General features: G+C 65.3%; 23 protein-coding genes. 13 read left to right on the forward strand and 10 right to left on the reverse strand.

What is annotated here, in order from left to right; genetic code table 11:
* Positions 1-30: 30 nt before the first annotated feature.
* A complete protein-coding gene (gene dnaK, locus ACF8LI_RS05870; protein WP_016447758.1) occupies positions 31-1,980 on the reverse strand; it encodes a molecular chaperone DnaK in 1,950 nt (649 codons plus the stop codon).
* A gap of 114 nt (positions 1,981-2,094) precedes the next feature.
* Positions 2,095-2,640 carry a nucleotide exchange factor GrpE gene (grpE, locus tag ACF8LI_RS05875; protein ID WP_016447757.1) on the reverse strand — a complete coding sequence of 182 codons (546 nt, stop codon included), beginning with the start codon at positions 2,638-2,640 and terminating at the stop codon, positions 2,095-2,097.
* Between the two features lie 302 nt (positions 2,641-2,942).
* Here grpE and rpsF point away from each other — a divergent pair, with 302 nt between their 5' ends.
* The 5 genes from rpsF (at position 2,943) to dnaB (ending at position 5,956) form a co-directional block, all read left to right on the forward strand.
* Entirely contained in the window at positions 2,943-3,305 is a 363-nt protein-coding gene (gene rpsF / locus ACF8LI_RS05880; protein ID WP_012207028.1) for a 30S ribosomal protein S6, read from the forward strand.
* Between the two features lie 26 nt (positions 3,306-3,331).
* Positions 3,332-3,622: a primosomal replication protein N gene (gene priB, locus ACF8LI_RS05885; protein ID WP_016451191.1), complete on the forward strand. Its 291-nt coding sequence runs from the start codon at positions 3,332-3,334 to the stop codon at positions 3,620-3,622.
* A gap of 18 nt (positions 3,623-3,640) precedes the next feature.
* On the forward strand, positions 3,641-3,922 hold the full coding sequence (rpsR, locus tag ACF8LI_RS05890) for a 30S ribosomal protein S18 (protein ID WP_012207026.1): 282 nt from the start codon (positions 3,641-3,643) through the stop codon (positions 3,920-3,922).
* 12 nt (positions 3,923-3,934) lie between these two features.
* The gene (gene rplI, locus ACF8LI_RS05895) at positions 3,935-4,387 is read left to right on the forward strand and encodes a 50S ribosomal protein L9 (protein WP_016447755.1); all 453 of its coding nucleotides are present in this window, start codon (positions 3,935-3,937) and stop codon (positions 4,385-4,387) included.
* Between the two features lie 132 nt (positions 4,388-4,519).
* On the forward strand, positions 4,520-5,956 hold the full coding sequence (gene dnaB, locus ACF8LI_RS05900) for a replicative DNA helicase (protein ID WP_016447754.1): 1,437 nt from the start codon (positions 4,520-4,522) through the stop codon (positions 5,954-5,956).
* A gap of 75 nt (positions 5,957-6,031) precedes the next feature.
* Here the strand turns inward: dnaB and ACF8LI_RS05905 are convergent, their stop codons facing one another.
* The 4 genes from ACF8LI_RS05905 to ACF8LI_RS05920 form a co-directional block, all read right to left on the reverse strand.
* Positions 6,032-6,433 (reverse strand): hypothetical protein, encoded by a 402-nt coding sequence (locus tag ACF8LI_RS05905; protein ID WP_016451193.1) that lies wholly within the window; start codon positions 6,431-6,433, stop codon positions 6,032-6,034.
* Between the two features lie 3 nt (positions 6,434-6,436).
* Positions 6,437-8,242 (reverse strand): PhoH family protein, encoded by a 1,806-nt coding sequence (locus tag ACF8LI_RS05910; RefSeq protein ID WP_017407847.1) that lies wholly within the window; start codon positions 8,240-8,242, stop codon positions 6,437-6,439.
* A gap of 176 nt (positions 8,243-8,418) precedes the next feature.
* A complete protein-coding gene (locus ACF8LI_RS05915) occupies positions 8,419-8,904 on the reverse strand; it encodes a peroxiredoxin (protein WP_012207021.1) in 486 nt (161 codons plus the stop codon).
* A 138-nt stretch (positions 8,905-9,042) separates the two neighbouring features.
* Positions 9,043-9,411: an Mth938-like domain-containing protein gene (locus tag ACF8LI_RS05920; RefSeq protein WP_017407848.1), complete on the reverse strand. Its 369-nt coding sequence runs from the start codon at positions 9,409-9,411 to the stop codon at positions 9,043-9,045.
* A 171-nt stretch (positions 9,412-9,582) separates the two neighbouring features.
* On the opposite strand from ACF8LI_RS05920, the gene ACF8LI_RS05925 reads away from it, so the two are divergent.
* From ACF8LI_RS05925 to ACF8LI_RS05955, 7 genes are all read left to right on the forward strand, one after another.
* The gene (locus tag ACF8LI_RS05925) at positions 9,583-10,818 is read left to right on the forward strand and encodes a pyridoxal phosphate-dependent aminotransferase (RefSeq protein ID WP_016447750.1); all 1,236 of its coding nucleotides are present in this window, start codon (positions 9,583-9,585) and stop codon (positions 10,816-10,818) included.
* Between the two features lie 110 nt (positions 10,819-10,928).
* Positions 10,929-12,278, forward strand: coding sequence for a homoserine dehydrogenase (locus tag ACF8LI_RS05930; RefSeq protein WP_016447749.1), 1,350 nt, complete (start codon positions 10,929-10,931; stop codon positions 12,276-12,278).
* A 140-nt stretch (positions 12,279-12,418) separates the two neighbouring features.
* Positions 12,419-13,846, forward strand: a complete 1,428-nt coding sequence (thrC, locus tag ACF8LI_RS05935; RefSeq protein WP_392414753.1) for a threonine synthase — start codon at positions 12,419-12,421, stop codon at positions 13,844-13,846.
* Positions 13,847-13,892: 46 nt separating this feature from the next.
* Entirely contained in the window at positions 13,893-14,453 is a 561-nt protein-coding gene (mobB, locus tag ACF8LI_RS05940; protein ID WP_016447747.1) for a molybdopterin-guanine dinucleotide biosynthesis protein B, read from the forward strand.
* A gap of 10 nt (positions 14,454-14,463) precedes the next feature.
* Positions 14,464-15,699: a gephyrin-like molybdotransferase Glp gene (gene glp / locus ACF8LI_RS05945; protein WP_392414752.1), complete on the forward strand. Its 1,236-nt coding sequence runs from the start codon at positions 14,464-14,466 to the stop codon at positions 15,697-15,699.
* Complete coding sequence (gene moaD, locus ACF8LI_RS05950) at positions 15,696-15,971, forward strand: molybdopterin converting factor subunit 1 (protein ID WP_277848864.1); 276 nt, start codon at positions 15,696-15,698, stop codon at positions 15,969-15,971. The genes glp and moaD overlap by 4 nt, the downstream gene beginning before the upstream one ends.
* Positions 15,972-15,976: 5 nt before the next feature.
* Positions 15,977-16,330: a recombinase family protein gene (locus ACF8LI_RS05955; protein WP_392414751.1), complete on the forward strand. Its 354-nt coding sequence runs from the start codon at positions 15,977-15,979 to the stop codon at positions 16,328-16,330.
* Here ACF8LI_RS05955 and dapA read toward each other — a convergent pair.
* The 3 genes from dapA to ACF8LI_RS05970 all read right to left on the reverse strand — a co-directional run bounded on the left by dapA (position 16,276) and on the right by ACF8LI_RS05970 (position 18,103).
* Positions 16,276-17,211 (reverse strand): 4-hydroxy-tetrahydrodipicolinate synthase, encoded by a 936-nt coding sequence (dapA, locus tag ACF8LI_RS05960; RefSeq protein ID WP_392414750.1) that lies wholly within the window; start codon positions 17,209-17,211, stop codon positions 16,276-16,278. The two genes, ACF8LI_RS05955 and dapA, sit on opposite strands and share 55 nt — an antisense overlap.
* Before the next feature lie 284 nt (positions 17,212-17,495).
* Positions 17,496-17,840, reverse strand: a complete 345-nt coding sequence (locus ACF8LI_RS05965; protein WP_252651898.1) for a hypothetical protein — start codon at positions 17,838-17,840, stop codon at positions 17,496-17,498.
* Between the two features lie 8 nt (positions 17,841-17,848).
* The gene (locus tag ACF8LI_RS05970) at positions 17,849-18,103 is read right to left on the reverse strand and encodes a hypothetical protein (RefSeq protein ID WP_016447741.1); all 255 of its coding nucleotides are present in this window, start codon (positions 18,101-18,103) and stop codon (positions 17,849-17,851) included.
* 99 nt (positions 18,104-18,202) lie between these two features.
* On the opposite strand from ACF8LI_RS05970, the gene moaE reads away from it, so the two are divergent.
* Positions 18,203-18,664, forward strand: coding sequence for a molybdopterin synthase catalytic subunit MoaE (gene moaE / locus ACF8LI_RS05975; RefSeq protein WP_017404080.1), 462 nt, complete (start codon positions 18,203-18,205; stop codon positions 18,662-18,664).
* 9 nt (positions 18,665-18,673) lie between these two features.
* On the opposite strand, the gene ACF8LI_RS05980 is transcribed toward moaE, so the two are convergent.
* Positions 18,674-19,567, reverse strand: coding sequence for a DMT family transporter (locus ACF8LI_RS05980; RefSeq protein WP_236884552.1), 894 nt, complete (start codon positions 19,565-19,567; stop codon positions 18,674-18,676).
* Between the last annotated feature and the right edge of the window lie 77 nt (positions 19,568-19,644).

Genomic DNA, 19,644 nt, shown 5'->3' on the forward strand with positions numbered 1-19,644 from the left:
AAGCGGTCGTCAAGGGACCACGCGCTGGGTTCAGTCCTTCTTGACTTCCTTGACTTCGGCGTCGACGACGTTGTCGTCAGCGGCTGCAGCACCGGCCGAGGCGCCTGCAGCACCGGCGGCTGCTGCGGCGGCGGCTGCCTCGGGGGCGCCCGCTGCCTGTGCATCGGCGTACATCTTCTCGCCGAGCTTCTGGCTGACCGTCATCAGCGCCGTGGTCTTGGCGTCGATGGCGTCCTTGTCCTCGCCCTTGAGCGCTTCTTCCAGGTCCTTGACGGCGCTCTCGATGGCGGTCTTCTCGCCAGCGTCGAGCTTGTCGCCATGCTCGCCCAGGCTCTTCTTGACGCTGTGCACGGCAGCTTCGCCCTGGTTGCGGGCCTGGACCAGTTCCAGCTTCTTCTTGTCGTCGGCGGCGTTCAGCTCGGCGTCCTTGACCATTTTCTGGATCTCTTCCTCGGACAGGCCGGAGTTCGCCTTGATGGTGATCTTGTTTTCCTTGCCCGATGCCTTGTCCTTGGCGGACACGTTCAGGATGCCGTTGGCGTCGATGTCAAAGGCCACTTCGATCTGGGGCACGCCACGCGCGGCCGGCGGGATGCCTTCGAGGTTGAACTCGCCCAGCATCTTGTTGCCCGAAGCCATTTCGCGCTCGCCCTGGAACACCTTGATCGTCACGGCAGGCTGGTTGTCGTCGGCCGTCGAGAAGGTCTGTGCGAACTTCGTCGGGATGGTGGTGTTCTTGGTGATCATCTTGGTCATCACGCCACCCAGCGTCTCGATGCCCAGCGACAGCGGTGTCACGTCCAGCAGCAGCACGTCCTTGCGGTCACCCGACAGAACCTGGCCCTGCACGGCGGCGCCCACGGCCACGGCTTCGTCGGGGTTCACGTCCTTGCGGGGATCCTTGCCGAAGAATTCCTTGACCTTTTCCTGCACCTTGGGCATGCGGGTCATGCCGCCGACCAGGATGACGTCATCGATGTCGGACACGGACACGCCTGCGTCCTTGATGGCCGTGCGGCAGGGCGCAATGGTGCGCTCGATCAGGTCCTCGACCAGGCTTTCCAGCTTGGCGCGGGTCAGCTTGATGTTCAGGTGCTTGGGACCCGAGGCATCGGCCGTGATGTAGGGCAGGTTGATGTCAGTCTGGGCCGAGTTCGACAGCTCGATCTTGGCCTTCTCGGCGGCTTCCTTCAGGCGCTGCAGCGCCAGCACGTCCTTGGACAGATCGACGCCCTGTTCCTTCTTGAACTCGGTGATGATGTAGTCGATGATGCGCTGGTCGAAGTCTTCGCCGCCCAGGAAGGTGTCGCCGTTGGTCGACAGCACTTCGAACTGCTTTTCGCCGTCCACATCGGCGATTTCGATGATGGACACGTCGAAGGTGCCGCCGCCCAGGTCATACACGGCGATCTTGCGGTCGCCCTTGTCGGTCTTGTCCAGGCCGAAGGCCAGGGCCGCCGCCGTGGGTTCGTTGATGATGCGCTTGACTTCCAGGCCGGCGATGCGGCCGGCGTCCTTGGTGGCCTGGCGCTGGGCGTCGTTGAAGTAAGCGGGCACGGTGATCACGGCCTCGGTCACGGGCTCGCCCAGGTAGTCCTCGGCGGTCTTCTTCATCTTGCGCAGCACTTCGGCGGAAATCTGCGGCGGGGCCAGCTTCTGGCCGCGCACTTCCACCCAGGCGTCGCCGTTGTCGGCGCGCGAGATGGTGTAGGGCATCAGGTCGATGTCCTTTTGCACTTCCTTCTCGTCGAACTTGCGGCCGATCAGGCGCTTGGCGGCATAGATGGTGTTGCGGGGGTTGGTGACCGCCTGGCGCTTGGCCGAAGCGCCGACGAGGATCTCGCCGTCTTCCTGGTACGCAATGATCGACGGCGTGGTGCGCGCACCTTCGCTGTTCTCGATCACGCGCGTGGTGTTGCCGTCCATGATGGCCACGCAGCTATTGGTGGTGCCCAGGTCAATACCGATGATTTTTCCCATTTTGAGTTCTCTCCGCGTTCTGTGAAATGTTTGAATGACTGCTAACTTGTGGCCGGCTCGCGCAGCTTCAAGGGGCTTGTCCCCTTTTTTGTCAGTGCTGCCGTGAGTGCCCGCTTACTGGGGCTGGGCCACGGTCACGAGGGCCGGGCGCAGGATGCGGTCGGCGATCAGGTAGCCCTTTTGCAGCACCGACACCACGGTGTTGGCTTCCTGCTGTGCAGGCACCATGCTGATCGCCTGGTGCAGGTTGGGGTCGAATTTCTCGCCGGCAGCCGGATTGATGGTCACGACCTTGTTGCGCTCAAGGGCCGAGGTCAGCTGGCGCAGCGTGGCGTCGGCGCCTTCGCGCAGCTGTTCCGGCGTGGCCTGTTGAATGGCCAGGGCGGCATCCAGGCTGTCGCAGACAGGCAGAAGGCTTTCGGCAAAGCTCTCGATGCCGAATTTGCGCGCCTTGGAGACTTCGTCTTCTGCGCGGCGGCGCACATTCTCGGCCTCGGCCTTGGCGCGCAGGAACTGGTCTGCCAGCTCGGCGCTCTTGGCCTTGAGTTCGGCCAGCTCGGCCTGCAGGCGCTGCAGCTCGTCGGCTGCATTGGCCGCCATGGCGGCTTCGATTTCTTCCGGGGCTGCGTCTTGCAAGGGGTTGGAGTTTTGTTCAGACATGGATAGAGACTTCAGCTACAAAACAAAGCGGTCGCCAGACTGGAGGCCAGGCGATTGCACGATCTTGAATCGAGATGCGAGCGGATCGGTGTATTTTCAAGGGCTTTGTGCATGTGCATCCGCGCGGCAGAGGTACACGGTGAGGGCAAAAGCCGGGCGACGGGGCAAAAGCCCCACACAGATCCGGGGTCTCGGGCAGTGCGAAGTGTACAGATGGAAGAGGGCTGCGCTAGAATCCAATGCTTTGCCTTGCCGCACCGCTACAAGACGCAGTGGGCGGCGTTTTCCCAAAAGGAGTCGATATGCGTCATTACGAAATCGTTTTGTTGATCCACCCGGATCAGAGCGAGCAGGTTCCCGCCATGCTGGAACGCTACAAGGGCATGATCACCGCTGGCGGTGGCAAGGTCCATCGCGAAGAAGACTGGGGCCGTCGCCAACTGGCTTACATGATCAACAAGCTCGCCAAGGCCCACTACCTGTGCCTGAACATCGAAGCCGACCAGGCTGTGATGGCTGAGCTGGAGCATGCCTTCAAGTTCAACGATGCCGTGCTGCGTCACCTGACGGTTCAGAAGAAGAAGGCCGATACGGCTCCTTCCTCGATGATGAAGACCGTCGAGCGTGAAGAGGCCCGCAAGGCCAGCCAGACCGAACAGGCCTGAGCCCAGCCCTGTCAGAACCTGAAGGAGTGGAGAACCACGTTGTACTGACGGCCGCCATCGCAGAGCTTCAAGCACTGCGCTACACGCCGGCAGGGCTGCCAGCCCTTGAACTGCGACTCGAGCATGCGTCGCGGCAGAAAGAGGCAGGAAGCGAGCGCAGCGTGACGGCATCTGTCAAGGCGGTGGCCTTTGGCGCGCTGGCTGAAAAGCTGGCCCGCCAGGCGCTCGGCAGCCAGTGGAAGTTCCAAGGCTTCCTGGCAACGCCCCGCAACGGCAAATTGCTGGTTCTTCACATCCAGGACATTCAACAAAACTAATTTTCAAGAGGTCCAGAAATGGCCACGTTCAAGAAATTCAACAAGGACAAGCGCCCCAAGCGCAACACGCAGTCGCTGCTGTTCAAGCGCAAGCGCTTCTGCCGCTTCACCGTCGCCGGCGTCGAAGAAATCGACTACAAGGATGTGGACACCCTGCGTGACTTCATCGGTGAAAACGGCAAGATCGTCCCCGCTCGCCTGACCGGCACGCGCGCCATCTACCAGCGTCAGTTGAACACTGCCATCAAGCGCGCCCGCTTCCTGGCTCTGGTTCCTTACTCTGACCAGCACAAGATCTAAGGAATACAACCCATGCAAGTCATTCTGCTCGACAAGGTTGTGAACCTCGGTGGCCTCGGCGATATCGTCAAGGTCAAGGACGGCTACGCCCGCAACTTCCTGATCCCCACGGGCGCTGCCCGTCGCGCCACGGCTTCCGCCAAGGCTGAGTTCGAAGCCAAGCGCGCCGAACTGGAAAAGCAAGCGGCTGAAAAGCTGGCTGCTGCCCAGCAACTGGGCGAAAAGCTCAACGGCGTGAACGTCAAGCTGACCCAGAAGGCTGGCGTTGACGGCCGCCTGTTCGGTTCGGTGACCAATGCCGACATCGCCGAAGAACTGACCAAGGCCGGTTTCGCCGTTGCCAAGTCGCAAGTTCGCCTGGTCAACGGTCCCATCAAGACCGTGGGCGACGCCACCGTGGTCGTGGCACTGCACACCGACGTCAGCGTCGAAGTGTCGGTGTCGGTCTACGGCGACCACTCCTGATCCGGGGCTTGTCCCGTATCACCAAAAAGCCGCCTTCGGGCGGCTTTTTGCTTTGCCGCGCCCGGGTGATGACGCCGGGTGGCGCGGCCTTTTGCCAGCCGCTACGATGGCGGGCTCATCTCCAGGAATTCCATGTCGTCCGTAATGCCCCCGCTCGATCTTGATGATGCGTTCGCACCGCTGCTGCCCGCTGGCGACCAGCAGGTCGCGCAGTTGCGCGTGCCGCCGCATTCGATGGAGTCCGAGTCCAGCGTGCTGGGTGGCCTGCTTCTGGACAACAGTGCCTGGGACCGCGTGGGCGATCTGCTGGTGGATGGTGATTTCTACCGCCATGAGCACAAGCTGATTTACGAGGCCATCGGCAAGCTGATCAATGCCAGCAAGCCGGCCGACGTGATCACGGTGTACGAGCATTTGCAGGGCATGGGCAAGGCCGAGGAAATTGGCGGCCTGCTGTACCTGAACCAGCTGGCGCAGTACGTGCCCAGTGCCACCAACATCCGGCGCTACGCGGAGATCGTGCGCGAGCGCTCCATCCTGCGCAAGCTGGTGACGGCCAGTGATGACATCGCCACCAATGCCTTCAATCCGCAGGGCAAGACGGTGGACCGCATCCTTGACGAGGCCGAGCAGAAGATCCTGGCCATCGGCGAGGAGGGGGCGCGCAACAAGCAGGGCTTCCAGTCGCTCGACACGCTGGTGGTGGACCTGCTGGATCGTGTCCAGGAGATGGCCGACAACCCCATGGACGTGACCGGCGTGCCAACGGGCTTCGTCGATCTGGACCGCATGACCAGTGGCCTGCAGGCTGGCGACCTGGTGGTGCTGGCCGCACGCCCCTCGATGGGCAAGACCTCGTTTGCGGTGAATATCGCCGAGCACGTGGCGCTCAACGAAGGCCTGCCGGTCGCCATTTTCTCCATGGAAATGGGCGCGGCCCAGCTGGCGGTGCGTATCGTCGGCTCCATCGGCCGCGTCAACCAGGGCAATCTGCGCACGGGCAAGCTCAACGATGACGAGTGGCCGCGCCTGACGGAAGCCATCGAGCGGCTGCGCACGGTGTCCCTGCACATCGACGAGACACCGGGCCTGTCCCCCACGGAGCTGCGCGCCAATGCGCGGCGCCTGGCGCGTACCTGCGGCAAGCTGGGCCTGATCGTGGTCGACTATCTGCAGCTGATGAGCGGCTCGGGTTCGGCCGCCAGTTCCGACAACCGTGCGACCGAGCTGGGCGAGATTTCGCGAGGCTTGAAGATGCTGGCCAAGGAGTTGCAGTGCCCGGTGATTGCCCTGTCCCAGCTCAACCGTTCGGTGGAGCAGCGCACCGACAAGCGCCCCATGATGTCCGACCTGCGCGAATCGGGCGCCATCGAGCAGGATGCCGACATCATCATGTTCATCTACCGCGATGACTACTACAACAAGGACAGCAAGGAGCCCAACATTGCCGAAGTCATCATCGGCAAGCAGCGTAACGGCCCGACCGGCACGGTCAAGCTGTTCTTCCAGAAAAACCAGACGCGCTTCGAGAACCTGGCCGTGGGCTACGGTGGTGGCGACGAGTACTGATTGCAGCGCTTGGCTTTCAGGCTTTCCATGAAAAACGGCCCCGAGGGGCCGTTTGGTTTTTTTGCAGTGGGCGGTCTATGTACGCCAGGCATGGATCAGCAGGCCTGCCACGCAGGCTCCGAGGATGGCGCAGGCCCAGGCCAGCCGCTGGGCGCCCGTGCGCAGCGCACCCACGGTGGCCACGATCTGGGCATTCTGCTCGGCCAGCTTCTCGATCAGTTCCAGCGACTGGCGCTGTGACTGCTCCAGCTGCGTGATGCGGGCTTCCTGGGCCTGGATCAGCAGCAGAGCCTGTTCGCCAGCCGAGCGCGGAGCTGCCAGCGGCTCGCCGGCTGCTGCAGCCGGCGGCTCGCCGACCGCCTGCTCCGCATCCTTTTTGCGCAGCAGGCTCTTGGCTGCCTTGACGACCTGGGGGGTGGCCTCGATGACATCGCCCCAGGGCACCAGCTTCAGCGCCGTGATCCAGCTGATCGCCATGGCTTACAGCACCTCGCTGGCGAAGTCGGCCAGGCGCGAGCGTTCGCCGCGCGCCAGCGTGATGTGGCCGCTGTGGGGCCAGCCCTTGAAGCGGTCCACGGCGTAGGTCAGTCCCGACGATCCCTCGGTCAGGTAGGGCGTGTCGATCTGCGCCAGATTGCCCATGCAGATGATCTTGGTGCCGGGGCCGGCGCGCGTGATCAGGGTCTTCATCTGCTTGGGCGTCAGGTTCTGGGCCTCGTCGATGATGACGTACTTGTTCAGGAAGGTGCGGCCGCGCATGAAGTTCATGCTCTTGATCTTGATGCGGCTGCGGATCAGCTCGTTGGTGGCGGCGCGGCCCCATTCGCCGGCATTGCCGCCATCGCCCTTGGCCAGGAATTCGAGGTTGTCGTCGAGGGCGCCCATCCAGGGGCCCATCTTCTCTTCTTCGGTGCCGGGCAGGAAGCCGATATCCTCGCCCACGCTGACCGTGGCGCGCGTCATGATGATCTCGGTGTAGCGGCGGTCGTCCAGCACCTGGGACAGGCCGGCGGCCAGGGCCAGCAGGGTCTTGCCCGTGCCGGCCGTGCCGGTCAGCGTGACCAGGTCGATGTCCGGGTTCATCAACAGGTTCATCGCGAAGTTCTGTTCGCGGTTGCGCGCCGTGACGCCCCAGACGGCGTACTTGGGATTGCCGAAGTCCTTGAGCGTCTTGAGCACGGCCGTCTTGTCGCGGATCTCGGTCACGCGCATGAACAGGCTGGGCTCGCCCGGTGCCTCGTGGTAGACGAACTGGTTGATCATCAGCTGGTCGACGATGGCGCCGCTGATGCGGTAGTAGGTGATGGCGCCTTCCTGCCAGCTTTCGACGTTCTTGCCGGCCTTGGCCCAGAAGTCCTGGGGCAGGGCCAGGGCGCCTGCGTACAGCAGGTCGCCGTCGTCCAGTACCTTGTCGTTCTGGTAGTCCTCGGCCGCAAGGCCCAGGGCGCGTGCCTTGACGCGCATGTTGATGTCCTTGGACACCAGCACGACTTCACGCTCGCTGAACTTCTTGCGCAGCGCGGCGACCACGCCCAGGATCTGGTTGTCCGCCTTGCCTTGGGGCAGGCTGTCGGGCAACGAGGTCTCCAGCGGTTCCGTCTGGAAATACAGCATGCCGGTGGCGCTGCGCTGGCCCGTGGCATTCAGCGGCAGGCCCTTGTCCAGCGTCTCGGAGGGCTGGGAGGCGACCAGTGAATCCAGCGTGCGGCTGACCTGGCGGCCGTTGCGCGCCACTTCGGTCATGCCCTTCTTGTGGCCGTCGAGCTCTTCCAGCACCACCATGGGCAGGAAGATGTCGTGCTCCTCGAAGCGGAACAGGCTGGTCGGGTCGTGCAGCAGCACGTTGGTGTCGAGCACGAACAGCGTCTTCGGGCCTGTGCGCGTGCGGCGTGGGCGAACCGGCGCTGCCAGCAGTGCTGCCGGCTTGGCTTCCGTGGCCGACCTGTTGGCCGACCGGGCGCTGGACGGCGCTGCCGTTGCGTTGGAATTGTCGGTTGCGCGGCGCTGCCGATGGGCCGGGGCTGCAGTCGCGGGTGCAGGAGCCGGTGATGCGGCCTTGGTGTTGCGGCCGCGCGCCGGTGCGGGCTTTGCGGCTGTGGTGTTGGAGGCGGAGGCCGGGGCCGGGGCCGGTTTGCGCTTGCGTGGCGCGGCGGCAGCTACGGCCTCGACTGCATCGGGAAGATCGTCAGCGGGCAGGGGGTCTGCGTGCTGGGCACCGCGCACGGGAAGAAAGGCTTCGGGGGAGAGCTTGGCGGCACGGCGGCCGGGTGCGGGGGGCAGGGGCATGGTGGACGAACCGTTCCTCAACAAGGATCAAAAAGCACAAAGCCGCCTGGAAACCGAGGCGGCTTTGGAGGGGTGACAGGGAAAAGCGTCTTTGCTAAGAGGCATTGCCCCATTATGCATAGGCGGACGGCCTGAATATGTCGGCCGACACTCTGTCACCTGTCGGATTGTTGCTATCAGGCAGCCTGCTTCAATGCCTTCAGGGTCTTGACAGCCTTGAGGACCTCGTCAACGTGGCCGGGAACCTTCAGGCCGCGCCATTCCTGCACCAGCAGGCCATCGGCTCCGACCAGGAAGGTGGAGCGCTCGATGCCCTTCACCTTCTTGCCGTACATGATCTTGTTCTTGACCACGCCGAACATGTGGCACATCTTCTCTTCCGTATCGGCGATCAGCTCGAACGGCAGTTCCAGCTTTTCCTTGAAGTCGTCGTGCGACTTCATGTTGTCGCGCGAGACGCCAAACACGGTGGCGCCAGCTTTCACGAAGTCCTTGTACTTGTCGCGGAACTGCATGGCTTCGGTGGTGCAGCCAGGCGTATTGTCCTTGGGGTAGAAATACAGGATCAGAATCTGGCCCGTGTGGGAGGTGTTGGTCACCTTGATCCCGCCGGTAGCGTTGGCTTCAAATTCGGGAAGGGGTTTGTTGACAACGATCGCCATGCGCTTATATCTCTCGGGTGTAGTCGTTGAAATGCCGAGGGCCGTGTTTGTGTTTTTGCTTTTATCGGAAATGCCCCCAACCGCAACCTGCAATTTTACCCTGAAAACGGAATTTCTCCCAATCAGGGGGGCAGGAGTCTACTCCAAGAGTAGGGCCGCGACGACGTTACGGCCTTCGCTGGCAAGGATGTTGTAGGTGCGACACGCGGCCTGCGTATCCATGCTTTCCAGGCCGATGCGTCGGGCCATGAGCGGGCGCAGCCAGGCCGCTGGCGGGAAGCGGTTGCGCTGGCCGCTGCCCAGGATGATGACCTCTGCATCCAGCTGGGACAGGGCCTCGAAATGCTCAGGCGTCAGGTCTTCGAAGCGGGCGCAGTCCCAGGCCTGGCGCAGGCCTTTGGCGCCGACAAGCAGGCTGTGTTCGAACTTTTCCCGGTCCACGGCGACCCAGCCGGGGCCATAGCCCGTGATGCTCTGTGCTTCGGATTTGTCGGCGTGGAATTTCATGGATGAGGGTGGCGCGGTCTGCGCGATGGGGGTGGCCGCCACATGGGTCGGGGCCAGGGCGATGCTGCATTGCGGAACTGTGGTCAAATTATAGGTTTCACCAGGGTGCATGGGGCACTTTGGCGTGCATGAAGGCCGCAAGCCCGCGCCGGCCACTTTCATATTCTCAGCATGAAAACCGTTCTCAAATCCGCAAAACTAGCCAACGTCTGTTATGACATCCGCGGGCCCATCATGGACGCGGCCAAGAAGATGGAAGAGGACGGCCAGAAGATCATCAAGCTCAATATCGGCAATCTGGCCGTGTTCGGCTTCGACGCTCCTGAGGAAGTGCAGCAGGACATGATCCGCAACCTGCCCAATTCGGCAGGCTACTCGGACAGCAAGGGCATCTTCGCGGCGCGCAAGGCCGTGATGCACGAAACCCAGCGCCAGGGCATCCTGGGCGTGACGCTGGACGATATCTACCTGGGCAATGGCGCATCCGAGCTGATCAGCCTGGCCACGAACGCGCTGCTGGACGACGGCGACGAGATGCTGCTGCCGGCGCCCGACTATCCGCTGTGGACCGCCGTGACCAGCCTGTCCGGCGGCACGCCCGTGCACTATATGTGCGACGAGTCCAACGGCTGGATGCCCGACCTGGACGACATCCGCGCCAAGATCACGCCGCGCACCAAGGGCATCGTCGTCATCAACCCCAACAATCCGACAGGTGCCCTGTACAGCAAGCAGCTGCTGCAAAGCATCGTGGCGCTGGCCCGCGAGCATGGCCTGGTGATCTTCGCCGACGAGGTCTATGACAAGGTGCTCTACGACGACGTCGTGCATACGCCGCTGGCCAGCCTGTCCACCGATGTGCTGACGCTGACCTTCAACTCGCTGTCCAAGGCCTATCGCAGCTGCGGCTACCGCGCCGGCTGGATGGTGGTCTCGGGCGACAAGAAGGCGGCCAAGGACTATATCGAGGGCCTGAACATGCTCTCCAACATGCGCCTGTGCGCCAATGTGCCTGGCCAATGGGCCGTGCAGACGGCGCTGGGCGGACACCAGAGCATCGACGAGTTGGTGCAGGAAGGCGGCCGGCTGCGCGTGCAGCGCGACCTGGCCTACCAACTGATCACCGAAATCCCCGGCGTGAGCTGCGTCAAGCCGCAGGCCGCGCTGTACATGTTCCCGCGCCTGGACCCCGAGATCTACCCGATCAAGGATGACCAGGCGTTCTTCCTGGAAGTGCTGCAGGAGACCAAGGTCATGCTGGTGCAGGGAACAGGCTTCAACTGGCCGCACCCCGACCATTTCCGCATCGTCTTCCTGCCGCACGACACCGACCTGCGCGAGGCCATCCGCCGCCTGGCCGTGTTCCTCGAGAAATACCGCAAGCGCCACGGCACGGACCGCGGCTGAACTGTGCGGGGGCCGGCGGGGGAGAGGGCCTTGCGCCGACCATCGCTTTTTACCGGCTGCCGGCGCGCACCCTCTGGGCGCCGCAGCATTTTTTGACTGGCAAGTAGTTTATGAAACCGATCCAAGTAGGCCTTCTGGGCATTGGCACCGTGGGCAGCGGCACCTTCAACGTGCTGCAGCGCAACCAGGAAGAGATCCGCCGCCGCGCGGGCCGCGGTATTGAGATTGCCATGGTGGCCGACCTGGATACGGAACGCGCACGCTCCGTCGTGGGCGACACGGCCAAGGTGGTCGGCGATGCGCGCGAGATCATCGCCAACCCCGAGATCGACGTGGTGATCGAGCTGATCGGCGGCTACGGCATTGCCAAGGCCCTGGTGCTGGAGGCCATTGCCGCCGGCAAGCATGTGGTCACGGCCAACAAGGCCCTGCTGGCCGTGCATGGCAGCGAAATCTTCAAGGCCGCCGCCGAGAAGGGCGTGATGGTGGCCTACGAAGCGGCCGTGGCCGGTGGCATCCCCATCATCAAGGCGCTGCGCGAAGGCCTGACGGCCAACCAGATCCAGTGGGTGGCCGGCATCATCAACGGCACGACCAACTTCATCCTGTCCGAGATGCGCGACAAGGGCCTGGACTTCGACGTGGTGCTCAAGGAGGCCCAGCGCCTGGGCTATGCCGAAGCCGATCCGACCTTCGACATCGAAGGCGTGGACGCCGCCCACAAGGTCACGCTGATGAGCGCCATCGCCTTCGGCATTCCCGTGCAGTTCGACAAGGCGCATGTGGAAGGCATTACCAAGCTGTCTGCGGCCGACATCAAGTACGCCGAGCAACTGGGCTACCGCATCAAGCTGCTGGGCATCACCAAGCGCACGGACAAGGGCATCGAGCTGCGCGTGCACCCCAGCCTGGTGCCGACCAAGCGCCTGATCGCCAACGTGGAAGGCGCGATGAACGCCGTCGTCGTCCATGGCGACGCCGTGGGCACGACGCTGTACTACGGCAAGGGCGCGGGCTCCGAGCCCACGGCCAGCGCCGTGATTGCCGACCTGGTGGACATTGCCCGCCTGCACACGGCCGACCCCGAGCACCGCGTGCCCCCGCTGGCCTTCCAGTCGAACACGCTGGTCGCCGCAGGTGGCGAGCTGCCCGTGCTGCCCATGAGCGAGGTGGTCACCAGCTACTACCTGCGCATCCGCGTGGCCGACGAAGCCGGTGTGCTGGCCAAGATCACCAGCATCCTCGCCGGTGCCGGCATCAGCATCGATGCCCTGCTGCAGCGCGAGGCTGGCGAGGTGAGCGGCGACAGCGAAGGCAGCCAGGGCGTGCCGCAGACCGACCTGATCATCCTGACCCACGCCACGCGCGAAGGCGACATGGATGCTGCCCTGGCGCAGATCCAGCAGTTGCCCACGGTGCTGGCCCCTATCAACCGCATCCGCAAGGAAGAGTTGAACTAAGACACCCCCTGAGCGGCTGCGCCGCTTCCCCCTCTCTCGCACGCGGGAGGGGGACGACGCCCTCGCTGCGGGGCGGCCCTTGCTCGGCATCCCTGGCATCGGCCGCGCCCCGTCTCACAGAATACTGACGAGGAAGCGACATGCTTTATCTTTCCACGCGCGGCCACGCGGACCGCAAGCGCTTTTGCGACATCCTGCTCGAGGGCCTGGCGCCCGATGGCGGGCTGTACCTGCCCGAGCGCTATCCGCAGATCGATGCCGCCCGCCTGGGCGAGCTGCGCAGCATCTACAAGGAGCAGGGCTACGCGGCCCTGGCCTTCGAGATCCTGAGCCTGTACATCGACGACATTCCGGCCGAGGATCTGCGCGCCCTGTGCGCCAAGACCTATACGCAGCAGGTGTTCGGCACGGCCGAGATCACGCCGCTGCGCCCGCTGGAAGACGGCCTGTGGCTCGAAGCCCTGTCCAACGGCCCCACGCTGGCCTTCAAGGATATGGCCATGCAGCTGCTGGGCAACCTGTTCGAGTACGAACTGGGCCGCCGTAGCGAGGAGCTGAACATCCTGGGCGCCACCAGCGGCGACACCGGCAGCGCCGCCGAGTACGCCATGCGCGGCAAAAAGGGCGTGCGCGTGTTCATGACCAGCCCGCGCGGCCGCATGAGCCCCTTCCAGCAGGCCCAGATGTTCAGCCTGCAGGATGCCAACATCCACAACATCGCCATCGAAGGCGTGTTCGACGACTGCCAGGACATCGTCAAGGCCGTCTCCAACGACCACGCCTTCAAGGCGAAGTACAAGATCGGCACGGTCAACTCGATCAACTGGGCCCGCCTGCTGGCCCAGGTCGTCTACTACTTCGCCGGCTACCTGCAGGCCACGCAGGGCAATGACCAGAAGGTCAGCTTCACGGTGCCCAGTGGCAACTTCGGCAACATCTGCGCCGGCCACGTGGCGCGCCAGATGGGCCTGCCGATAGCGCGCCTGGTGGTGGCAACCAACGAGAACGATGTGCTCGACGAGTTCTTCCGCACGGGCGCCTACGTGGTGCGCGGCAGCGAGCACACCTACGAGACATCGAGCCCCTCGATGGACATCTCCAAGGCCAGCAACTTCGAGCGCTTCGTGTTCGACCTGCTGGGTCGCGATGGACAGGCCACGCGCGAATTGTTCGCCGAGGGCGTGGCACGCCAGGGCCGCTTCGACCTGGGCGGCAACCCGCTGTTCCAGGAAGCTGCTGCCCGCTACGGCTTCGTCAGCGGCAAGAGCACGCATGCCGACCGCCTGGCCACCATCCGCGATACCTTCGAGCGCTTCGGCACCATGATCGACACGCACACGGCCGACGGCGTCAAGGTGGCGCGCGAGCAGCTGCAGGCCGGCGTGCCCATGATCGTGCTGGAGACGGCACTGCCCATCAAGTTCGCCGCCACCATCGAGGAGGCCCTGGGCCGCCTGCCCGATCGCCCGGCCAAGTTCGAAGGCATCGAGGACCTGCCCAAGCGCGTGACCGACTTGCCGGCCGACGCCGAGCAGGTCAAGGCCTACATCGCCCGGCATTGCGACTGATGCCACGGCCGGGCTGTCCGCAGGTCCGCAGCTGGAGTGCATGGCGATGAAGGTCATCGGCTTCGCCGGCTACTCCGGCTCGGGCAAGACCAGCCTGGTGGAGCCCCTGATCACGCTGATGCGTGCGCAGGGGCTCAGCGTTTCGGTGGTCAAGCATGCCCACCACCATTTCGATGTCGATCACGAGGGCAAGGACAGCTGGCGCCACCGCAAGGCGGGTGCCTATGAGGTGGTGCTGGCTTCCGATCGCCGTCTGGCGCTGATGCGCGAATTCCCCCGGCCCACGGAGCTGTCGGTGCACGACATGCTGGCCGAGCTGGACCCCCTCGTGGACTGGGTGCTGGTAGAAGGTTTCAAGCACGCCGACCTGCCCAAGATAGAAATCTGGCGCGAGCAGCCCGAGCGCACCAGCGCCGGCAAGACCCAGGCGCCTTTGTTCCCGCACGATCCCCATGTGCTGGCCGTGGCAACCGATGCGCCGGCCCGCCTGCCCGAGCCGCCGCGCCAGCCCGTGCTGGACCTCAACGCGCCAGCGCAGATACTGCAATGGCTGCTGGATCAGGGGGAGCGCCTGCGCTACCGTGCACCTGACAGCGGCCAAGACTAGGAGAAAAACCATGCGAGCCCCGCTCAAGCCCCTCGATGAAGCGCTGGCCGAACTGCTGGCCCAGGCACTGCCGCTGGCTGGCGATGACACCGTGGACTGCTTTGACGCCGATGGCCGCGTGCTGCGGGTCGACGCCGTCTCGCCGCTGCAGGTGCCGCCCCAGGACAACAGCGCCATGGACGGCTACGCCGTGCGCAGCGCCGAATGCACGCAGGGCAATGCCGAGCTGCCCGTCTCGCAGCGCATCCCCGCAGGCGCCGTGGGCCAGCCGCTGGCCGTGGGCACGGGGGCGCGCATCTTCACGGGGGCTCCGGTGCCCGAAGGTGCCGATGCCATCGTCATGCAGGAAGACTGCGAAGTCCTGGAAGACGGTCGCGTGCGCATCAAGGCGCGGCCCGAGGCCGGGCAATGGATACGCCGCTCGGGCGAAGACATCCGGCGCGGCGCCACCGTCATCGCGGCCGGCACGCGCCTGTCGCCGGCCGAGCTGGGCCTGGCCGCCAGCATCGGCCTGGCCTCTTTGCGCGTGGCACGCAAGCCGCGCGTGGCCCTGTTCTCCACGGGCGACGAGCTGGTCATGCCGGGCACCGTGGCGCCCGAGCAGATGCCGCCCGGCAGCATCTACAACAGCAACCGATTCTTCCTTCGCGCCCTGCTGCAGCGCATGGGCTGCGAGGTCACCGACTTCGGCATCGTCCCCGACCGGCGCGAGGCCACTGTGGATGCTTTGCGCGAGGCGGCCCGCGCGCATGACCTGATCCTGACCAGCGGCGGGGTGTCGGTCGGCGAGGAAGACCATGTCAAGCCCGCCGTGCAGGCGCTGGGCCAGCTCGACCTCTGGCAGATCGCCGTCAAGCCCGGCAAGCCCTTCGCCTATGGCCGCGTGAACCGCGAGGGCGAAGGCTTTGCCCACTTCATCGGCCTGCCCGGCAACCCGGTCTCCAGCTTCGTCACCTTCCTTTTGCTGGTGCGCCCCTTCGTGCTGCGCCTGCAGGGCGTGCAGCAGGCGCTGCCGCGCTCGGTCGAGGTGCGCGCCGACTTCCATTGGCCTCGCGGGGACAAGCGCCGCGAATTCCTGCGCGTGCGCTACAACGAGGGCGGTGGCCTGGAGCTGTTCCGCAACCAGAGTTCGGGCGTGCTGACCTCGGCAGCCTGGGGCGATGGCGTGGTGGACAACCCGCCAGGCCAGGCCATAGCGCCGGGCGACCGGGTGCGCTTCATCGCCTTTTCGGAGCTGCTGTCATGAGCCAGGCCGTCCCCACCGCCATCACCATCACCGTGCGCTATTTCGCCTCCATCCGCGAAGCCCTGGGCACGGGCAGCGAAACCCTGTCCACCGAGGCCGCCACCGTGGGCGCGCTGCGTGAGGAACTGATTGCGCGTGGCGGTGCCGCCACCGAAGCGCTGGCCCCTGGCAAGGCCGTGCGCATGGCGCTGAACCAGGTCCTGTGCGATGCCGGTGCCGCCATTCGGCAGGGGGACGAGGTGGCTTTCTTCCCCCCCGTGACCGGAGGTTGACCCAAATGACCACCGACAAGCCCGTGGACCAGGCCATCAGCGCACGCACGCGCAAGGCCCTGTCCGAAGCCAAGGCGCGCGGCGTGCAACTGGGCCGCGCAGGCGCAGACAACCTGCGCGCCACCGTGGAAAAGCGCAAATCCACGGCCGATGCCTTTGCCCAGCAGCATGAGGCGCTGTTCGCCGAACTGCAGGCGCGCGGCCTGACGCACCGCGCCATGGCCGCCGAACTCAATGCGCGCGGCGTTGCCGCGGCCCGGGGCGGCGAGTGGACGCACGGTCAGGTGCAGCGCATCCTGAACCGCTACGCCGACCTGCGTTCGGCAACACCGTCTGCGGACGGCAGCAGCGGCAGCTGAATCCCGGCCAGCCGCTGCGCCAGCGCGGCCGATGCCGGCTGCATGGGCGCCCGCAGCGTTGCCCGCATTCGGCCCTGCTGCGCCAGCAAGGCCTTGATGGGGGCGGGGTTGGGCTCGGCAAAGCAGGCGGCGATGTGCGGCTGCAGCGGCTGCCACATCGCACGGGCAGCGGGCAGGTCGCCGCGCTCCAGGCATTGCATCAGCTCGACGAAGTGCCCTGTATGCGCGTGCGCGCTGGCAGCAATCGCTCCCGCGCCGCCCAGGGCCAGCGTGGAAAAGATCTGCGCGTCTTCGCCGGCCAGCACCTGCAGTTGCCCATCGGCGATCAGTGCCTGGGTCTTGGCGGCATCGCCCCCGCAATCCTTGATGGCCACGATGCGCTCATGGGCGGCCAGCGCACGCAGCGTGGCCAGCTCCAGCACCACGCCGGTGCGGTAGGGAATGTCGTAGACGATGACCGGATGGGCGCTGCGCTCGGCAATCGCCGTGAACCACTGCAGCAGGCCTGCCTGCGACGGGCGTATGTAATGCGGCGCGGGCACCAGAATGCCGGCCAGCGGCAGGGCGTTCAGTGCCTGAACGCGGGCCAGCGCATGCCCCAGGTGGCAGTCCGAAACGCCCATGACCACGGGCATGCCCTGGGCCGCTGAGAGGATGGTGGACAGGGCGGCATCGTGCTCCGCTTCGCTCAGCGCGGCGGCCTCGGCGGTCGAGCCGCAGGCCACGTAGCCGGCGATGCCGCTGGCGTTGTAGTGCTGCACCAGGGCGCGCAGCGCCCCGTGGTCCACCGCCGCCTCATCTCCAGGAAGAAAGGGCGTGACCAGCGGAAGCCACAGCCCCTGGAATCGGGCTTGCGGCGAGGTGGTGGATGGCAAAGACATGGAAGATCCCTTCGGGTGATTCAAACAATGAACGACCGGACGCAGCCACCGGCCAGACCGAGGGCGGAAAGGCAGGCGCCTGAAGGGATGCGGGAAGGGGAGATGGAGGCTGCCGGGCCGGTTCCGTCGCTCATCTGGACGGAACCTCAGCTCCGGTCAGACGAGCTGGGGTTTGCAGGCTTTGCCCAGGCACAGGCGCACGGCATCACCGTGGCATGTGGGGAAGTCAAAGATTGCAGGCATGGCGCGCAGTGTAGCGCGCCTGAGCGCCTCGGTGGTGACCTTCAGGCTGCGCCTTCGGCGCCGGGAGGGGTTGATGCATCGGGCAGCAGCGGTGCCTGCCACTCCAGCAGCTCGGCCAGGCGCTGCACGATCCAGCGTGCCTCGCCGGGGCTGACGATGGAGCCTTCGGCAGCCAGGCCGGCGTGCATGCCCAGCAGCACGCCTTGCTCCGAAGAATTGCCCGAGTGGTAAAGCGTCTGTGCCTGCTCGACCAGGTGGCTGGCCAGGTCCTCGCACAGTTCATAGCGCCCGACCACGTCTGCAATGGATGCCTTGAGCCGGCCGTGCCGGTCGGCATACAGGGCGGCAAAGCTCGGCGGCGGCTGTATCTGGCTGGTGTCGTCCATGGCGCGCCTCAATCGGGTTCGAACAGGCGTTCGAAGCGTGCGATGTCTTCGGCCAGCTCGCAGCTCACCAACTGGCCCATCTTGCCGTCGCCCAGCCGGTGGGCTGCAAACAGCGTGGCCTTGCCGCGAAAGCCGTAGTCGGGCAGGTGGATGATGGTGTAGGGATGGGGCACGAACAGCTGGTGCTCGTAGACCACGCGCTGCTCGTTGCGCGGCGAGGGATAGAGCGTGTATTCGGGGGTGGTGATCGTGAGTGTGGCCATGCGTGGCCCGCCGCAGCAAAAAAGCGCTGGGGGCGGGGGAGGGCAATGCTACCGCGTTCATCGCCTTCTGGCGCGCCGCCGCCCTGCGACAATGCGGGCATGCAAGCAGCCCGTGTATCCATCCAGACCGAGGATTTCGACGTATCGGCCGAACTCGCCGCCCTGCGCTCCGGCGACGCCCGCGTGGGGGCGGTCTGCAGCTTCATAGGCACCGTGCGCGACCGCAACGAGGGCGCCACCGTGGCCAGCATGGAGCTGGAGCACTATCCGGGCATGACCGAGAAATCCATCGAGGCCATCATCGACGAGGCCGTGCAGCGCTTCGGCATCCATGGCGCGCGCGTCATCCACCGCATCGGCCCGCTGCAGCCCATGGACCAGATCGTGCTCGTGGCCGTCACCGCATCGCACCGGGGCATGGCCTTCCAGGCCTGCGAATACATCATGGACTACCTCAAGTCGCTGGCGCCTTTCTGGAAGAAGGAACAGACGCCCGAGGGCGCGCGCTGGGTGGACGCGCGCGTCAGCGACGAAGAGGCGCTGGCGCGCTGGCGCCAGTGAGCTGACGCTTCAGGCCCTGCGCAGTGCGGCACCCCGCAACCATTGCGGCGGCCGGAACACCAGCAGGTTGCCGAACATCACCAGCAGCAGGCCACCCACGGCCAGCGGCGTCCACACATAGCCTTCAAAAAGGGCCGAGATACTGAGCGCAACGATGGGGAACAGCACCGTCGCATACGCCGCCTTCTCGGGGCCCAGGCGTCCGACCAGGGTCAGGTAGGCCGTGAACGCGATCACCGAGCCCGGAATGGCCAGGTACAGCCAGGAGCCCACATAGGTCCAGCTGGCATCGAAGCGCCAGGGCAGGCCTGCCACCAGCGCATAGCCGGTCAGCAGCAGCGTGCCGGCCAGCATGCCCCAGGCATTGGTCTGTGCGGGCCGCCAGCCCATGGACTGCAGCGAGGCCGACAGCATGTTCCCGCAGGAAAAGCACAGCGTGCCCAGCACCGCCCAGGCCAGGCCGGGCAGGCTGGCATGCCGGCCTGCGCGCAGCTCGGGCCAGAACAGCGCCACCAGGCCTGCAAGGCCGAAGAGGCTGCCGGCCAGCACATGGCGCGCGAGCCTGCGGCCGTGGATGATGCGCGCCAGCAGCGCGTTCCAGAGATTGGCGCTGGAGAACACCACGGCGGCCAGGCCGCTGGCCAGCGTCTCGCTGGCATGCATGAAGCACACGAAGTTGAAGCTGAACAGGCACAGGCCCTGGGCCAGCACGCGCGGCAGCGCCGGGCCGCGGGGCACGCGCAGCTGGCGCGACCAGGCCAGCCAGGCGAACATCAGCACGGCGGCCAGCGCAAAGCGGTAGGCAATGGACAGCTCCACGGGCACGGCGCCCAGCTGCAGCTTCAGGGCGATCCAGGTCGAACCCCAGATCAACACGACCAGGGCATAGAGGGTGGCAGTCATGGCCGGTGATGATGGCGCCGCAGGCTGGGCGGGCATGGCAGATTCCTGCGGTTTGATGGCCTGGCGCCATGCGTCGG

Origin of the sequence: Delftia sp. WSY_12, assembly GCF_043104645.1 — a bacterium.
GTDB classification, from domain to species: Bacteria; Pseudomonadota; Gammaproteobacteria; order Burkholderiales; family Burkholderiaceae_C; genus Comamonas; species Comamonas tsuruhatensis.

What these genes read in the sequence shown, in the direction of transcription:
- dnaK (WP_016447758.1), bottom strand. Translation starts at nt 1,980, where the DNA reads ATGGGAAAAATCATCGGTATTGACCTGGGCACCACCAATAGCTGCGTG.
- grpE (WP_016447757.1), bottom strand. Translation starts at nt 2,640, where the DNA reads ATGTCTGAACAAAACTCCAACCCCTTGCAAGACGCAGCCCCGGAAGAA.
- rpsF (WP_012207028.1), top strand. Translation starts at nt 2,943, where the DNA reads ATGCGTCATTACGAAATCGTTTTGTTGATCCACCCGGATCAGAGCGAG.
- rpsR (WP_012207026.1), top strand. Translation starts at nt 3,641, where the DNA reads ATGGCCACGTTCAAGAAATTCAACAAGGACAAGCGCCCCAAGCGCAAC.
- rplI (WP_016447755.1), top strand. Translation starts at nt 3,935, where the DNA reads ATGCAAGTCATTCTGCTCGACAAGGTTGTGAACCTCGGTGGCCTCGGC.
- dnaB (WP_016447754.1), top strand. Translation starts at nt 4,520, where the DNA reads ATGTCGTCCGTAATGCCCCCGCTCGATCTTGATGATGCGTTCGCACCG.
- ACF8LI_RS05905 (WP_016451193.1), bottom strand. Translation starts at nt 6,433, where the DNA reads ATGGCGATCAGCTGGATCACGGCGCTGAAGCTGGTGCCCTGGGGCGAT.
- ACF8LI_RS05910 (WP_017407847.1), bottom strand. Translation starts at nt 8,242, where the DNA reads ATGCCCCTGCCCCCCGCACCCGGCCGCCGTGCCGCCAAGCTCTCCCCC.
- ACF8LI_RS05915 (WP_012207021.1), bottom strand. Translation starts at nt 8,904, where the DNA reads ATGGCGATCGTTGTCAACAAACCCCTTCCCGAATTTGAAGCCAACGCT.
- ACF8LI_RS05920 (WP_017407848.1), bottom strand. Translation starts at nt 9,411, where the DNA reads ATGAAATTCCACGCCGACAAATCCGAAGCACAGAGCATCACGGGCTAT.
- ACF8LI_RS05925 (WP_016447750.1), top strand. Translation starts at nt 9,583, where the DNA reads ATGAAAACCGTTCTCAAATCCGCAAAACTAGCCAACGTCTGTTATGAC.
- ACF8LI_RS05930 (WP_016447749.1), top strand. Translation starts at nt 10,929, where the DNA reads ATGAAACCGATCCAAGTAGGCCTTCTGGGCATTGGCACCGTGGGCAGC.
- thrC (WP_392414753.1), top strand. Translation starts at nt 12,419, where the DNA reads ATGCTTTATCTTTCCACGCGCGGCCACGCGGACCGCAAGCGCTTTTGC.
- mobB (WP_016447747.1), top strand. Translation starts at nt 13,893, where the DNA reads ATGAAGGTCATCGGCTTCGCCGGCTACTCCGGCTCGGGCAAGACCAGC.
- glp (WP_392414752.1), top strand. Translation starts at nt 14,464, where the DNA reads ATGCGAGCCCCGCTCAAGCCCCTCGATGAAGCGCTGGCCGAACTGCTG.
- moaD (WP_277848864.1), top strand. Translation starts at nt 15,696, where the DNA reads ATGAGCCAGGCCGTCCCCACCGCCATCACCATCACCGTGCGCTATTTC.
- ACF8LI_RS05955 (WP_392414751.1), top strand. Translation starts at nt 15,977, where the DNA reads ATGACCACCGACAAGCCCGTGGACCAGGCCATCAGCGCACGCACGCGC.
- dapA (WP_392414750.1), bottom strand. Translation starts at nt 17,211, where the DNA reads ATGTCTTTGCCATCCACCACCTCGCCGCAAGCCCGATTCCAGGGGCTG.
- ACF8LI_RS05965 (WP_252651898.1), bottom strand. Translation starts at nt 17,840, where the DNA reads ATGGACGACACCAGCCAGATACAGCCGCCGCCGAGCTTTGCCGCCCTG.
- ACF8LI_RS05970 (WP_016447741.1), bottom strand. Translation starts at nt 18,103, where the DNA reads ATGGCCACACTCACGATCACCACCCCCGAATACACGCTCTATCCCTCG.
- moaE (WP_017404080.1), top strand. Translation starts at nt 18,203, where the DNA reads ATGCAAGCAGCCCGTGTATCCATCCAGACCGAGGATTTCGACGTATCG.
- ACF8LI_RS05980 (WP_236884552.1), bottom strand. Translation starts at nt 19,567, where the DNA reads ATGACTGCCACCCTCTATGCCCTGGTCGTGTTGATCTGGGGTTCGACC.